The 15,742-nt window shown below is 33.0% G+C and carries 13 protein-coding genes; 11 read left to right on the top strand and 2 right to left on the bottom strand.

All coding sequences use genetic code 11. The features are described 5' to 3' along the window. Position 1: 1 nt before the first annotated feature. From IDG63_RS02845 to IDG63_RS02820, 6 genes are all read left to right on the top strand, one after another. A complete protein-coding gene (locus tag IDG63_RS02845; RefSeq protein ID WP_001190913.1) occupies positions 2-1,102 on the top strand; it encodes a carbamoyl phosphate synthase small subunit in 1,101 nt (366 codons plus the stop codon). Next, positions 1,095-4,268: a carbamoyl-phosphate synthase large subunit gene (gene carB, locus IDG63_RS02840; RefSeq protein WP_001126262.1), complete on the top strand. Its 3,174-nt coding sequence runs from the start codon at positions 1,095-1,097 to the stop codon at positions 4,266-4,268. Before IDG63_RS02845 ends, carB begins: the two co-directional genes overlap by 8 nt. Positions 4,269-4,377: 109 nt before the next feature. After that, positions 4,378-5,070 carry an orotidine-5'-phosphate decarboxylase gene (gene pyrF, locus IDG63_RS02835; RefSeq protein WP_000654067.1) on the top strand — a complete coding sequence of 231 codons (693 nt, stop codon included), beginning with the start codon at positions 4,378-4,380 and terminating at the stop codon, positions 5,068-5,070. After that, positions 5,070-5,681, top strand: a complete 612-nt coding sequence (gene pyrE / locus IDG63_RS02830) for an orotate phosphoribosyltransferase (RefSeq protein ID WP_001040248.1) — start codon at positions 5,070-5,072, stop codon at positions 5,679-5,681. The genes pyrF and pyrE overlap by 1 nt, the downstream gene beginning before the upstream one ends. Positions 5,682-5,710: 29 nt before the next feature. Next, positions 5,711-5,923, top strand: coding sequence for a hypothetical protein (locus IDG63_RS02825; RefSeq protein ID WP_000998557.1), 213 nt, complete (start codon positions 5,711-5,713; stop codon positions 5,921-5,923). Between the two features lie 436 nt (positions 5,924-6,359). Beyond that, complete coding sequence (locus tag IDG63_RS02820) at positions 6,360-6,761, top strand: VOC family protein (RefSeq protein ID WP_000354184.1); 402 nt, start codon at positions 6,360-6,362, stop codon at positions 6,759-6,761. Between the two features lie 262 nt (positions 6,762-7,023). On the opposite strand, the gene IDG63_RS02815 is transcribed toward IDG63_RS02820, so the two are convergent. Beyond that, positions 7,024-8,721: an Rqc2 family fibronectin-binding protein gene (locus IDG63_RS02815; protein ID WP_000312769.1), complete on the bottom strand. Its 1,698-nt coding sequence runs from the start codon at positions 8,719-8,721 to the stop codon at positions 7,024-7,026. A 274-nt stretch (positions 8,722-8,995) separates the two neighbouring features. Between IDG63_RS02815 and gmk the strand changes: the two genes are divergently transcribed. From gmk to IDG63_RS02790, 5 genes are all read left to right on the top strand, one after another. Next, entirely contained in the window at positions 8,996-9,619 is a 624-nt protein-coding gene (gene gmk / locus IDG63_RS02810; protein ID WP_000368227.1) for a guanylate kinase, read from the top strand. Next, complete coding sequence (gene rpoZ / locus IDG63_RS02805) at positions 9,619-9,837, top strand: DNA-directed RNA polymerase subunit omega (RefSeq protein ID WP_000933956.1); 219 nt, start codon at positions 9,619-9,621, stop codon at positions 9,835-9,837. The genes gmk and rpoZ overlap by 1 nt, the downstream gene beginning before the upstream one ends. 215 nt (positions 9,838-10,052) lie before the next feature. Further along, entirely contained in the window at positions 10,053-11,252 is a 1,200-nt protein-coding gene (gene coaBC / locus IDG63_RS02800) for a bifunctional phosphopantothenoylcysteine decarboxylase/phosphopantothenate--cysteine ligase CoaBC (protein WP_000722165.1), read from the top strand. Continuing rightward, positions 11,252-13,660: a primosomal protein N' gene (gene priA / locus IDG63_RS02795; RefSeq protein WP_000560858.1), complete on the top strand. Its 2,409-nt coding sequence runs from the start codon at positions 11,252-11,254 to the stop codon at positions 13,658-13,660. Before coaBC ends, priA begins: the two co-directional genes overlap by 1 nt. A 505-nt stretch (positions 13,661-14,165) precedes the next feature. After that, positions 14,166-15,137 (top strand): hypothetical protein, encoded by a 972-nt coding sequence (locus IDG63_RS02790; RefSeq protein WP_000751709.1) that lies wholly within the window; start codon positions 14,166-14,168, stop codon positions 15,135-15,137. Positions 15,138-15,274: 137 nt separating this feature from the next. On the opposite strand, the gene IDG63_RS02785 is transcribed toward IDG63_RS02790, so the two are convergent. After that, a complete protein-coding gene (locus IDG63_RS02785; RefSeq protein ID WP_001198024.1) occupies positions 15,275-15,478 on the bottom strand; it encodes a TM2 domain-containing protein in 204 nt (67 codons plus the stop codon). Positions 15,479-15,742: the final 264 nt, after the last annotated feature.

Genomic DNA, 15,742 nt, shown 5'->3' with positions numbered 1-15,742 from the left:
TATGCAAAGCAAACGTTATCTAGTGTTAGAAGACGGTTCTTTTTACGAAGGCTACCGTTTAGGATCTGATAACTTAACTGTAGGAGAAATTGTATTTAATACAGCGATGACAGGTTATCAAGAAACTATTTCAGATCCATCATATACAGGTCAGATCATTACTTTTACGTATCCATTAATCGGTAATTATGGTATCAATAGAGACGATTTTGAATCATTAGTACCTACATTAAACGGTATTGTTGTGAAAGAAGCGAGTGCGCATCCAAGTAATTTTAGACAGCAAAAGACACTTCATGACGTTTTAGAATTGCATCAAATTCCAGGGATTGCAGGTGTTGATACAAGAAGTATTACGCGTAAAATTCGACAACACGGTGTGTTAAAAGCTGGTTTTACTGATCGAAAAGAAGATATTGATCAACTTGTCAAACATTTACAACAAGTAGAATTACCTAAAAACGAAGTAGAAATCGTTTCGACAAAAACACCGTATGTTTCGACAGGTAAGGATCTAAGTGTTGTACTTGTAGACTTTGGTAAGAAGCAAAATATTGTTCGAGAATTAAACGTCAGAGGTTGTAACGTCACAGTTGTACCATATACAACTACTGCCGAAGAAATTTTAGCAATGGCTCCAGATGGCGTTATGCTATCAAACGGACCAGGTAATCCTGAAGTTGTAGAATGTGCGATTCCAATGATTCAAGGAATTTTAGGGAAAATTCCGTTCTTTGGTATCTGTCTAGGACATCAACTTTTTGCATTATCTCAAGGAGCAAGCTCATTTAAAATGAAGTTTGGTCATCGTGGTGCGAACCATCCAGTTAAAAATTTAGAGACTGGAAAAGTTGATATTACGAGTCAAAACCATGGATATGCAATAGATATAGATTCGTTAAAAAGTACTGATTTAGAAGTTACTCATCTTGCATTAAATGATGGTACTGTAGAAGGTTTAAAACATAAAACATTACCAGCATTTTCTGTTCAATACCATCCTGAAGCAAATCCAGGACCGTCAGATTCAAACTATCTATTTGATGATTTTGTAGCAATGATGACTAATTTTAAGGAAAAGGAGCGTCATATCAATGCCTAAACGTAATGATATCAAAACAATTTTAGTAATAGGGTCTGGGCCAATTATCATAGGTCAAGCAGCTGAATTTGATTATGCTGGAACACAAGCATGTCTAGCTTTAAAAGAAGAGGGATACCGAGTTATTCTTGTAAATTCAAATCCAGCGACAATCATGACTGATAAGGAAATTGCGGATAAAGTATATATCGAACCGTTAACTCATGATTTTATAGCGCGAATTATACGTAAAGAGCAACCTGACGCTTTACTCCCAACTTTAGGTGGTCAAACAGGTTTAAACATGGCGATTCAACTACACGAAAGTGGTGTGCTTCAAGATAATAACGTCCAATTATTAGGAACTGAGCTAACATCAATTCAACAAGCAGAAGACCGTGAAATGTTTAGAACATTAATGAATGATTTAAACGTTCCTGTACCAGAGAGTGACATTGTAAATACAGTAGAGCAAGCCTTTAAATTCAAAGAGCAAGTGGGATACCCGCTAATTGTTAGACCGGCATTTACGATGGGGGGTACCGGAGGCGGTATTTGTCATAATGATGAAGAATTACATGAAATCGTCTCAAATGGTCTTCATTATAGTCCAGCAACGCAATGTTTATTAGAAAAATCTATCGCAGGTTTTAAAGAAATCGAATACGAAGTAATGCGTGATAAAAACGATAATGCCATCGTTGTATGTAACATGGAAAATATTGATCCAGTTGGTATTCATACAGGCGATTCAATTGTTGTGGCTCCTAGCCAAACATTATCAGATGTTGAGTATCAAATGTTACGTGATGTTTCATTAAAAGTTATTCGAGCTTTAGGTATCGAAGGTGGTTGTAATGTTCAATTAGCATTAGATCCCCATTCATTCGATTATTATATTATAGAAGTAAATCCGCGTGTATCACGTTCATCAGCGTTAGCTTCAAAAGCAACAGGATATCCTATTGCAAAATTAGCTGCTAAAATCGCGGTTGGTCTAACATTAGATGAAATGTTAAATCCAATTACAGGAACATCTTATGCAGCGTTTGAACCAACTTTAGACTATGTGATTTCAAAAATACCAAGATTTCCTTTTGATAAATTTGAAAAAGGAGAACGAGAGCTTGGTACACAAATGAAAGCAACAGGTGAAGTTATGGCCATTGGTCGAACTTACGAAGAATCATTGTTAAAAGCAATTCGATCACTTGAGTATGGTGTGCATCACTTAGGATTACCAAATGGTGAAAGCTTCGATCTTGATTATATTAAAGAACGTATTTCACACCAAGATGATGAACGATTATTTTTCATCGGCGAAGCAATTAGAAGAGGCACAACATTAGAAGAAATTCATAATATGACTCAGATTGATTACTTCTTCTTACACAAGTTCCAAAACATTATTGATATTGAGCATCAATTAAAAGAGCATCAAGGTGATTTAGAATATCTTAAATATGCAAAAGATTATGGATTTAGTGATAAAACAATAGCGCATCGCTTTAATATGACGGAAGAAGAAGTATATCAATTGCGTATGGAAAATGATATTAAACCTGTTTACAAGATGGTTGATACTTGCGCAGCTGAATTTGAATCTTCAACACCATATTATTATGGTACATACGAAACTGAAAATGAATCCATAGTTACTGACAAAGAAAAAATCTTAGTATTAGGCTCTGGACCAATTCGAATCGGCCAAGGTGTAGAATTTGACTATGCGACAGTTCACGCCGTTTGGGCAATTCAAAAAGCAGGGTACGAAGCGATAATTGTGAATAACAATCCAGAAACAGTTTCAACAGACTTCTCAATTTCTGACAAATTATACTTTGAACCTTTAACTGAAGAAGATGTGATGAATATCATTAATTTAGAAAAACCTAAAGGTGTCGTTGTACAATTTGGAGGACAAACAGCGATTAATTTAGCAGACAAATTGGCTAAACATGGTGTTAAAATACTTGGTACTTCACTAGAAAATCTAAATCGTGCTGAAGATAGAAAAGAATTTGAAGCACTATTAAGAAAAATTAACGTGCCACAGCCACAAGGAAAAACAGCTACATCACCTGAGGAAGCATTAGCGAATGCTGCAGAAATCGGATATCCGGTTGTAGTAAGACCTTCTTATGTATTAGGTGGTCGCGCAATGGAAATTGTAGACAATGACAAAGAGTTAGAAAACTATATGACCCAGGCTGTAAAAGCGAGTCCGGAACATCCGGTACTAGTCGATAGATATTTAACTGGTAAAGAAATTGAAGTTGATGCGATTTGTGATGGAGAAACGGTCATTATTCCAGGAATCATGGAACATATTGAACGTGCTGGTGTGCATAGTGGTGACTCAATCGCTGTATATCCGCCACAAACTTTGACAGAAGACGAGTTAGCAACACTTGAGGACTATACTATAAAATTAGCTAAAGGTTTAAACATCATTGGCTTAATCAACATTCAATTCGTTATAGCTCACGATGGTGTGTATGTTTTAGAAGTAAATCCACGTTCTAGTAGAACGGTACCATTCTTAAGTAAAATTACTGATATTCCAATGGCACAATTAGCTATGCGAGCAATCATTGGGGAAAAACTAACAGATATGGGTTATCAAGAAGGGGTTCAACCATATGCTGATGGTGTCTTTGTGAAAGCACCGGTATTTAGTTTTAATAAATTGAAAAATGTTGATATTACTTTAGGACCTGAAATGAAGTCAACAGGTGAAGTGATGGGGAAAGATACTACATTAGAAAAGGCGTTATTCAAAGGGTTAACAGGTAGTGGTGTTGAAGTTAAAGATCACGGTACAGTATTAATGACCGTCAGTGACAAAGATAAAGAGGAAGTTGTTAAATTGGCACAACGCTTAAATGAAGTTGGCTATAAAATTTTAGCAACGTCTGGAACAGCTAATAAATTAGCTGAGTATGACATACCTGCAGAAGTAGTAGGCAAAATTGGTGGCGAAAATGATTTATTAACACGTATTCAAAATGGTGATGTTCAAATCGTTATAAATACAATGACTAAAGGTAAAGAAGTAGAAAGGGATGGCTTCCAAATTAGACGTACTACAGTTGAAAATGGTATTCCATGTTTGACATCTTTAGATACAGCTAATGCCTTAACGAATGTAATTGAAAGTATGACATTTACAATGCGTCAAATGTAAATCAATCAAACTGTATCGGTGGGGCTGTAATTAACCATTTACTTAAAGAAGTTTATATTACAGCCTCATTATTTTAATGAATTTCTTAATATAAAGGGAGACATATATGATGAAAGATTTACCAATTATTGCATTAGATTTTGAATCAAAAGAAAAAGTAAATCAATTTTTAGATTTATTTGATGAATCATTATTCGTAAAAGTAGGTATGGAACTTTTTTATCAAGAAGGTCCTCAATTAATTAATGAGATAAAAGAAAGAGGCCATGATGTATTTTTAGATTTAAAACTGCATGATATTCCTAATACAGTTGGTAAGGCGATGGAAGGACTAGCTAAATTGAATGTTGATCTGGTAAATGTTCATGCTGCTGGTGGCGTAAAAATGATGTCTGAGGCCATTAAAGGATTAAGAAAACATAATCAACATACAAAAATTATTGCAGTAACACAGCTTACGTCAACAACAGAAGACATGTTACGACACGAACAAAATATACAAACATCGATTGAAGAGGCCGTTTTAAATTATGCCAAGTTAGCAAATGCAGCTGGTTTAGATGGCGTTGTTTGTTCACCTCTTGAAAGTCGTATGTTGACTGAAAAGTTAGGTACATCATTTTTAAAAGTAACACCAGGTATTAGACCTAAAGGTGCATCTCAAGATGACCAACACCGTATTACGACACCGGAAGAAGCAAGACAGCTTGGTTCGACGCATATTGTAGTCGGTAGACCGATTACACAAAGTGACAATCCAGTCGAAAGTTATCATAAAATTAAAGAAAGTTGGTTAGTATAATGGCTAAAGAAATTGCAAAATCATTATTAGATATTGAAGCTGTAACATTATCACCAAATGATTTATATACATGGAGTTCAGGTATTAAATCACCGATTTACTGTGATAACCGTGTTACGTTAGGTTATCCTTTAGTTCGAGGCGCAATCCGCGATGGTTTAATTAACTTAATTAAAGAACACTTTCCTGAAGTAGAAGTTATTTCTGGTACTGCAACAGCTGGTATTCCACATGCAGCTTTTATTGCTGAAAAATTAAAATTACCAATGAATTATGTTCGTTCATCAAATAAGAGTCATGGTAAGCAAAATCAAATCGAAGGTGCTAAAAGTGAAGGTAAAAAAGTAGTTGTGATAGAAGATTTAATTTCGACAGGAGGATCTTCAGTCACAGCAGTTGAAGCCTTAAAACAAGCAGGTGCAGAAGTATTAGGTGTTGTAGCTATCTTTACTTACGGTTTGAAAAAAGCAGATGATACATTTAGCAATATTCAACTACCTTTTTACACTTTAAGTGATTACAATGAATTAATTGAAGTAGCTGAAAATGAAGGTAAAATTTCTAGTGAAGATATCCAAACATTAGTTGAATGGAGAGACAACTTAGCATAATATAGACACTAGAAGGAGGAATTCAACAAATGAATGACAAAACATCTAATGATTTATATGGGAAGATAAAACATTGTAACGAATTTATCAATCATTCAAATGATTCCAATCTATCTAGTAGTCACGATGTCGACGAAAGTTCAACGAAGCAAAAACATATAAAAAATAAAACAACTATAGATCATAATGATGATTTATTTAAACATGTAAAGGATATATTACGTAAACAAGGACAAATTTAAAAACAAAAAAGCTATAGTGTTTAATATCAGGGGCTGCTTAACCGCATCCGAATATTACAAACACTATAGCTTTTATTATATAAAAAATTTATTAGCGGATAATTAACTTTATTAAAATCCAACCAATTAAGAATACGAGTAATAGGACTAATACTGGAATCACATAATGTAACATAACGTCCCTCCTTTAACTTAATTTTAATTGTAATCAAATTTGACAATAAGTCAAAACATTAATACCTATGATAAGTATCATTTATTAACATATGTATCATATTTTTAATCTTGCGTAATTTTTATCGTTAACTATGTGATTTAATCAACAGGCCAATAAGACGTTTGTCATTCGTGCACATAACGGTATGACGCGCTTTTGTCATTTTAATTATGTTAAGATAATAGTAGTTATATAAGTTCAATCTATAGGAGGCATAGCATGGATATTCCAAAAATCACGACATTTTTAATGTTTAATAACCAAGCTGAAGAAGCTGTTAAACTATACACAAGCTTATTTGAAGATAGTGAGATTATAACAATGGCTAAGTATGGTGAAAATGGACCTGGTGATCCTGGGACTGTACAACACTCAATATTTACATTAAATGGACAAGTATTCATGGCAATTGATGCTAATAGTGGCACAGAATTACCAATGAATCCTGCGATTTCATTATTTGTTACAGTAAAAGATACTATTGAAATGGAACGACTATTTAATGGATTAAAAGATGAAGGTGCCATTTTAATGCCAAAAACGAATATGCCACCATACAGAGAGTTTGCTTGGGTTCAAGATAAGTTTGGAGTAAGTTTTCAATTAGCATTACCTGAGTAAAAGGATTCGCACAGCGTTGAATGATAAAGAAACACTTTTTCTTATGCATGCGTTTTACCTATGTATTTCTATTTTAAGTACACATTAGCATTTTAGTTTCACTCATTTTTAAAATCACAAAGATAATTTGTAACTTAAATGATGATACGTTATTTAAAAACACGATACTTCGTTTCAATGAACGCATTAAATAATAAATAAACACCTCACCATAAGAAAGGACTACTTTCTTTTGTGAGGTGTTTATTTGTCGACAACTTGATTATGATTGTTTCATTTTTTGAATAAGTTCATAATCAGGTGTAGCATACAAAGTTTTTTGATTGTCATATGTTACAAACCCAGGCTTTGCACCTGATGGTTTATGCACATTTTTAATTAACGTGTAATCAACAGGTATTTGTCCAGAATTACCAGCTTTTGAAAAATATCCTGCTAACATAGCCGCTTCCTTGATTGTCGTATCACTTGGTGCATCATTAAATATAACGACATGTGAACCAGGAATATCTTTTGTGTGTAACCATGTGTGAGTTTTTTTAGCTTTTTTATTTGTTAAATAATCATTTTGCTTGTTATTCTTGCCAACATATATATCGTCACCATCAGTTGATACATAATGTTGTAATTGAATCTGCGCTTTCTTTTTCTTAGTTTGATTTTTACGCTGTTTCATAAAGCCTTGTTCTGCTAATTCATCTCTAATTTCATCAATGTCATGGACAGAAATATGATGTAATTGTTGTTCGATTGTTGAAAAATAATCTATATTGTCTTTCGTCAATTGAATTTGATGTTGTAATTCACGTTCTCTCGTTTTCATACGATTATATTGTTTATAATAATATTGAGCATTTGCTGATGGGGATTTTGTAGGATTTAAAGGAATGACAACTTCTTCATTCGTATAATAATTCAATGCCGTCACTTCTTTATCGCCTTGCTTAATTCGATATATATTAGCAGTGATCAATTCACCATATAACTGTTCAGTATCTTTATTTTTAGACTGCTCATATTCTTCAATCAACTTCGCTAATTTATTTTGATATTTGTGCAACTGCTGTTGAACAAATCGAACTAAATCATTCGCACGTTGTTTAACGCGTTCACGTTCGCCACGCGCATCATAAAAACGGTCAAGTAAATCATTTAATGAATCGTATGTAACTGTATCATCATTAAATTGATTTAACTTTATAAAATAGAAATCCTCTTTACCTGTTTCATGATTTTTATGAAAAATAGGAGTAGGTGGTAACTTGGTTTCTGCCATTACTTCGTCAAATGCTTCTGGTAATGTTGATGAAGTCATAAATTGACGACGACTAACGATTTCATTCGTAATTAAAGGGCTAAATCCTTCAAACTGATTCAATAATTGTTTAGCAATATTACCTGCGTTAAAATCGATATATTTCAACACCTCTGCACCTGTAATATCATACGGATTTATTTTGTGCTGAGTAGGTGGTGCTTCATAATTAAATCCTGGCATTACTGTACGATAGTGATTCGTATTTGGTGTTAAGTGTTTAAATCCTTCAATTATTTTGCGATTTTCATCTACTAAAATTAAGTTACTATGTTTACCCATAATCTCAAGGATGACAGTGCGGTAAATAGTATCGCCAATTTCATCTTTACTCTTTATATCGATTTCAATGCGACGATCATTACCAATTTGCTTAATCGATTCGATAATACCACCTTCTAAGTGTTTTCTAAAAACACGCGCAAACATGGGTGGATTAAATGGATTATCATATTTTTTAGTAGTTAATTGTAATCTTGAAAAGTTTGGATGGATTGACAATAACAATTGATGGTTTTGTCTATTTTGACGTACAACCATTAGTATCGTGTCATTATCAGGTTGATTGATTTTGTGAACGCGTCCTGTTGTTAAAAATTGTAGAGACTCAACCATTTTCTTTGTAAATAAGCCATCATAAGCCATAATTTATCTTCCACCTTCTTCATATCATTCGTTTCATTTTAACATGATTGTAACTTTTCGGTATAGTTATTGAACCATACATTATGCCATACATTTTACATTATCTAAAAGTTTGCAATTCAATTTATTTAATTAAAATTAATCGTGCAATATAACGATATTGTTAGACTTAATAGAAATTATGGCATGCAATTTCAAATATGCTATACAATATAAAGAACAATGTGATATCATATTTAAATAATAGAAGATTAGCTTAGAGAGGTCGTAAGGCATGGATAATGAAAAAGGATTGTTAATCGTTTTATCAGGACCATCTGGAGTAGGTAAAGGTACTGTTAGAAAACGAATATTTGAAGATCCAAGTACATCATATAAGTATTCTATTTCAATGACAACACGTCAAATGCGTGAAGGTGAAGTTGATGGCGTAGATTACTTTTTTAAAACTAGGGATGCGTTTGAAGCTTTAATCAAAGATGACCAATTTATAGAATATGCTGAATATGTAGGCAACTATTATGGTACACCAGTTCAATATGTTAAAGATACAATGGACGAAGGTCATGATGTATTTTTAGAAATTGAAGTAGAAGGTGCAAAGCAAGTTAGAAAGAAATTTCCAGATGCGCTATTTATTTTCTTAGCACCTCCAAGTTTAGAACACTTGAGAGAGCGATTAGTAGGTAGAGGAACAGAATCTGATGAGAAAATACAAAGTCGTATTAACGAAGCGCGTAAAGAAGTTGAAATGATGAATTTATACGATTACGTTGTAGTTAATGATGAAGTAGAACTTGCGAAGAATAGAATTCAATGTATTGTAGAAGCTGAGCACTTAAAAAGAGAGCGCGTAGAAGCTAAGTATAGAAAAATGATTTTGGAGGCTAAAAAATAATGTTAAATCCACCATTAAACCAATTAACGTCACAAATTAAATCAAAGTATTTAATTGCAACAACTGCAGCGAAAAGAGCGCGTGAAATTGATGAACAACCTGAAACTGAATTATTAAGTGAATATCATTCATTTAAACCAGTTGGTAGAGCGTTAGAAGAAATTGCTGACGGTAAAATTCGCCCTGTTATTTCAAGTGATTATTATGGTAAAGAATAGTTTCGACCATTAAAAATATGTGAAGCTAGACGTACATCAAATACGTCAAGGCATATCCAAATCAAACGCACCTATGTAGGTGTGTTTTTTTAGTTTATCCAATGATTGATGTTATAATAATACTAAATTTGTATCTATAAAAAAGTAATGAGCATTTGTGCGCATATGATGATGTAAAGCGTAAATGTCATAGTGATATTTAAGGGAGATTGAATATGAAGAAAATATTATTAGCCGTTACAGGTGGCATTGCGGCATATAAAGCGATTGATTTGACAAGTAAGTTAACACAATCTGGGTATGAAGTTCGCGTTATGTTAACGAATCACGCACAAAAATTTGTGACACCATTAGCATTTCAAGCAATAAGTCGAAATGCTGTTTATACAGATACTTTTATAGAAGAAAATCCTTCAGAAATACAGCATATTGCATTAGGTGATTGGGCAGATGCAATCATTGTTGCACCTGCAACGGCAAATACAATTGCAAAATTGAGTGTAGGTATTGCTGATGATTTGGTGACATCAACGTTGCTAGCAACAGAGACACCGAAATTTATTGCGCCTGCTATGAATGTGCATATGTATGAAAATAAACGTACGCAGCAAAATATTAATATTTTAAAAGAAGATGGGTATCATTTTATCGAACCAGGAAGCGGATTTCTAGCATGTGGTTATGTTGCTAAAGGACGTATGGAAGAACCGCTTCAAATCGTTTCTGTTATTGATGCTCATTTTCAAAATAGTAATCGTTTAGCTAATAGTTCATTTCAAGATAAACGCGCATTGGTTACAGCAGGACCAACTATTGAAGTTATCGATCCAGTCAGATTTGTATCCAATCGTTCTTCTGGAAAAATGGGCTATGCAATAGCTGAAGCATTGCGAAATCGAGGAGCTATCGTGACGTTAGTTGCTGGTCCTACAACACTAGAGGATCCAAAAGATATTGAAGTTATTCATGTTCAAAGTGCTGAAGAAATGTTTGAACAAGTGACAAGCCGATTTGACGAACAAGATATTGTTGTAAAAGCAGCAGCCGTATCTGACTATACACCAGTTGATGTATTAGAACATAAGATGAAAAAGCAGGATGGTGATTTATCAGTATCTTTTAAACGTACTAAAGACATTCTTAAATATTTAGGTGAACATAAAACATCACAGTATTTAATAGGCTTTGCAGCAGAGACTGAAGATATTGAAAATTATGCACAACAAAAATTACGCAAGAAAAATGCAGATGTGATTATTTCAAATAATGTTGGGGATATGTCTATCGGATTTAGTTCTGATGATAATGAATTGACAATGCATTTTAAAAATAATGAAAAGGTAAATATCAAGAAAGGAAAAAAAGTAGTATTAGCTGCACAAATTTTAGATGAACTAGAAACTAGGTGGCAATAATGATAGCGAAAGTCATAGTCGATGTCGCGTCGAAGAGCGTTGACTATAAATTTGATTATATAATTCCTGAACAACTCGAATCTGTCATCCAACCTGGTGTGCGTGTGATTGTACCTTTTGGACCAAGAACGATTCAAGGTTATGTAATGGAAGTAACAGCAGAACCTGATGCACAACTTGACGTTTCGAAGTTAAAAAAAATCATAGAAGTGAAAGATATACAACCTGAATTAACATCAGAATTAATAGCTTTAAGTGAGTGGATGGGTTCAACTCATGTCATTAAACGTATTTCTATGCTAGAAGTGATGCTTCCGAGTGCTATTAAAGCGAAGTATAAAAAAGCATTTAAGATGAAAGATGACAAAGAGGTACCTTCAGCTTTATTACAAAAATTTGATAAGCATGGTTACTATTATTATAAAGATGCGCAAAAAAATAATGATATTCAATTGCTTATGAAGTTGTTAAAAGATGATATCGTTGAAGAAAAAACGATTCTCACACAAAATATAACTAAAAAAACCAAGCGTGCTGTTCGTGTCATTGAAGGGTATCATCCTGATGAAGTATTAGCTAAGTTGGAGAAAGTTATTAAACAATACGATTTGTATGCTTACTTGTCTGAAGAACAACATAAAACAATATTTTTAACTGATATTGAGGATATGGGCTTTTCAAAATCCAGTTTAGATGGACTTATCAAAAAAGGTTATGTTGAAAAATATGACGCGGTTGTTGAAAGAGACCCATTTAAAGATCGTGTTTTCGAACAAGAATCAAAACAGCAATTAACAGAAGACCAATATAAAGCATATGAAGCGATTAAAGCTAAAATTGTAAGCCAAGAGCAAGAAACATTTTTACTTCATGGTGTGACGGGATCAGGTAAAACAGAAGTATATTTACAAACGATAGAAGATGTTTTAAGCCAAGGAAAACAGGCGATGATGTTAGTTCCTGAAATCGCTCTAACACCGCAAATGGTTTTACGCTTCAAACGTCGATTTGGTGATGACGTTGCTGTATTACATTCTGGCTTATCTAATGGGGAACGTTATGATGAGTGGCAAAAAATTAGGGATGGTCGTGCGAGAGTAAGTGTTGGTGCAAGGTCAAGTGTGTTCGCACCTTTCAAAAATTTAGGGTTAATCATCATTGATGAAGAACATGAATCTACATATAAACAAGAAGATTATCCGAGATATCACGCTAGAGAAATTGCCCAATGGCGAAGTGAATATCATCACTGTCCAGTCATTTTAGGAAGTGCAACACCATGTCTTGAAAGTTATGCACGAGCTGAAAAAGGCGTTTATCATTTGCTATCATTACCAAACAGAGTGAACCAACAAGCTTTACCTGAAATTGATATAGTAGACATGCGTGAAGAATTGAGTGAAGGTAATCGGTCAATGTTTTCAAAAGATTTACGTGAAGCCATACAATTAAGATTAGATCGACAGGAACAAGTTGTTTTATTTTTAAATCGACGTGGTTATGCATCGTTTATGTTATGTCGGGATTGTGGATATGTACCGCAATGTCCAAACTGTGATATTTCATTAACGTATCATAAAACGACAGACTTATTAAAATGTCACTATTGTGGTTACCAAGAGACGCCACCGAATCAATGTCCAAATTGTGAGAGTGAACACATTCGACAAGTAGGTACTGGTACTCAGAAAGTTGAAGAACTATTGCAACAAGAATTTGAAGATGCGCGCATAATTAGGATGGATGTAGATACAACCTCAAAGAAAGGTGCACATGAAAAGTTATTGACTGAATTCGAAAAAGGTAACGGTGACATTTTACTAGGTACTCAGATGATTGCGAAAGGATTAGATTATCCAAATATTACTTTAGTTGGTGTGCTGAATGCAGATACAATGTTAAATTTACCTGATTTTCGGGCGAGCGAACGTACTTATCAACTATTAACGCAAGTGGCTGGTAGAGCTGGTCGTCATGAAAAGGCAGGTCAAGTCATCATTCAAACGTATAATCCAGATCATTATTCAATATTGGATGTTCAAAAAAATGATTATTTAACATTTTATCGTCAGGAAATGGAATATCGTAAATTAGGAAAGTATCCACCGTATTATTATTTGATTAATTTCACAATCTCACATAAAGAAATGAAGAAGGTTATGGAAGCATCGCAGCATGTTCATAAAATTTTATTACAGCATTTAACAGAAAAAGCGCTTGTACTAGGTCCATCTCCGGCAGCACTTGCGAGAATCAACAATGAATTTAGATTCCAAATTTTAGTGAAATATAAAAGTGAACCTGGATTATTACAAGCCATTCAGTTTTTAGATGACTATTACCATGAAAAATTTATAAAAGAAAAATTAGCATTGAAGATTGATATTGATCCACAGATGATGATGTAACATTACTAATTATTAGAAACAAGTTCAGTATGTACGAGTATTTGAACCAGTGTTTGAATATTTACTTTAAGTACAGAAAAAGGACAGAATATACAACTGTTAACTATTTAAATTAGCAGTTTATATTCTGTCTTTTATATGGCTTTATAACTTACGTGATTTTGATTTGATTAGGAATTTATTAGTATTTTCATTTACGAATTCTGATTTTAATGTAGGTGCCATACTTACTGATAAACAAAAGTACTAATGATTAAACAAACTATTTTTAAAATAGCAAATTAAAATAGTGCAAATTTTACAACTATAAATTAATGGTCACAAACTATTTTATATCTATCTATGTTTTAACTACTTAAATTATTAGACAAAACAATTTTCTTAAATTATCAATTAAAGTATTTAAAAATATTGACGGTTAATGTAAAATATCAATATAAATAAGTTTTTTAAATTTATGTAAGTTTATTTGATTCAAACAAAATAACTTAAGAGGAGAACGTTTATGAAAAAGACACTGGGATGTTTACTTTTAATTATGCTTTTAGTCGTAGCAGGTTGTTCTTTTGGTGGGAATCATAAATTATCATCAAAGAAATCAGAAGAATCAAAACAAGAAACTGTAAAAAAAGAATCGGAAGAAGAGAAAGACCCAAAAGTTGCACACTATAAAAAAAATAAGGAAAAAATAGCGAAAGTTAAAGCAGTACCTGTTTTAGAAAAGATAGAACCATTTATAACCGAAAAGACATTTATGAATAGCACAGGTATGCAAGGGTGGAAAGATTATAAGTCTTTAATGAATCAAGTGAAGTTAGCAGATTATAATTTTACAAAAGAGTCTAAAGGTGCTTCAATGGAAGATGTTGATAAGTTTTTTAAAAATAAAAAAGGTGTAAAACGTAAAGAAGTTACTACTTATGATGGTTTGAAACAAGTTAACTATTGGTATGTAGATAAAAGTGGTAAAAAAATTGGTGGTTCAGACACACCTGTTTTTTATGCTGAAATTTTAACGAAATATAAAGATGGAAAGTTGATTTATGCATCAGTTGAACCTGGATCATATTCATATTCAAATAAGAATGCGGTAAATCTAGATAAAGTTGAAGAACTTGATGATTTAAGTATGTTCTCTAATCTGAAAGATCCTAAACCAGTACCATATAGTGTTGCTCAAATGGAAATATCAAGCGTCCCAGTTACAAGTGTATCTTTCGTAACAAAGGGAGGGAATCATAAAGATACTAATCCAGAGAAAGAACAAGTTGATATGCCACAACTAGCTTATTTAACTGTTTCACCACAGCTATACCATGATAAAGAGCATCCAGATCCGCATATAATTGGATTAGTTGCCTTGCCATACTTAAATGCATCTAGAGATTTTGGGAACGCGCATTACTCTGTTTTAAATAATCTTTCAAAAGAAATGAAAGAGAAATTAGCGAGTCGTTCATTGGATCTTGATAAATAGTGTACTACATTAAATAATCGCAATAATAATCCCGATAAACAATCAGCATTACTGCTTATCACATAGAGTTCGTAATAACTATAACTCTATGATTCGCAAATAATAAATGATTGTCATCGGGATTTATTTTTATCAATTTATAAAGTGACATTACCTTGTTCATCAGCAGGTTTGAAAACAGTAATCACCGCACTAATAATTGCTAAAATGTGTGGGATACCTGTCCAACAGAATATTAAGTGTAGAATACCTTGCATATTCTTGCCGGCATAAAATTTATGAATACCAAAACTACCTAAGAACAATGCTAATAAAATATAAATAACTTTGTTTACTTGCATTTCTTTCCCTCCAGTTGAATTGCTTATAATGACATTAGCTTCTCTTTTTATTATACCCACTTTTAGTTCAAACATTCTAGTTTAAGCATTCCCAATCATCTAAATTTCAGTTATTCAATCCTTACAATAAATTTAGGATTACATTTCAGTTGCATTGTATTATTTTACGTGTGAAATATACGTAATGAATCACATGACAATCTTCAAATTGAAAAATATACATTCTATGATGTAAGGTCGCATTTTTAATATATTTACGTTATA

The sequence above is a fragment of the Staphylococcus sp. EG-SA-14 genome, assembly GCF_017151935.1.
GTDB classification, from domain to species: domain Bacteria; phylum Bacillota; class Bacilli; order Staphylococcales; family Staphylococcaceae; genus Staphylococcus; species Staphylococcus aureus.
This window is presented reverse-complemented; position numbering and strand designations above follow the sequence as displayed.

Coding starts and splice junctions, on each gene's coding strand:
- pyrE (WP_001040248.1), top strand. CDS start 5,070: ATGGCTAAAGAAATTGCAAAATCATTATTAGATATTGAAGCTGTAACA.
- gmk (WP_000368227.1), top strand. CDS start 8,996: ATGGATAATGAAAAAGGATTGTTAATCGTTTTATCAGGACCATCTGGA.
- pyrF (WP_000654067.1), top strand. CDS start 4,378: ATGAAAGATTTACCAATTATTGCATTAGATTTTGAATCAAAAGAAAAA.
- carB (WP_001126262.1), top strand. CDS start 1,095: ATGCCTAAACGTAATGATATCAAAACAATTTTAGTAATAGGGTCTGGG.
- coaBC (WP_000722165.1), top strand. CDS start 10,053: ATGAAGAAAATATTATTAGCCGTTACAGGTGGCATTGCGGCATATAAA.
- rpoZ (WP_000933956.1), top strand. CDS start 9,619: ATGTTAAATCCACCATTAAACCAATTAACGTCACAAATTAAATCAAAG.
- IDG63_RS02785 (WP_001198024.1), bottom strand. CDS start 15,478: ATGCAAGTAAACAAAGTTATTTATATTTTATTAGCATTGTTCTTAGGT.
- IDG63_RS02820 (WP_000354184.1), top strand. CDS start 6,360: ATGGATATTCCAAAAATCACGACATTTTTAATGTTTAATAACCAAGCT.
- IDG63_RS02825 (WP_000998557.1), top strand. CDS start 5,711: ATGAATGACAAAACATCTAATGATTTATATGGGAAGATAAAACATTGT.
- IDG63_RS02815 (WP_000312769.1), bottom strand. CDS start 8,721: ATGGCTTATGATGGCTTATTTACAAAGAAAATGGTTGAGTCTCTACAA.
- IDG63_RS02845 (WP_001190913.1), top strand. CDS start 2: ATGCAAAGCAAACGTTATCTAGTGTTAGAAGACGGTTCTTTTTACGAA.
- IDG63_RS02790 (WP_000751709.1), top strand. CDS start 14,166: ATGAAAAAGACACTGGGATGTTTACTTTTAATTATGCTTTTAGTCGTA.
- priA (WP_000560858.1), top strand. CDS start 11,252: ATGATAGCGAAAGTCATAGTCGATGTCGCGTCGAAGAGCGTTGACTAT.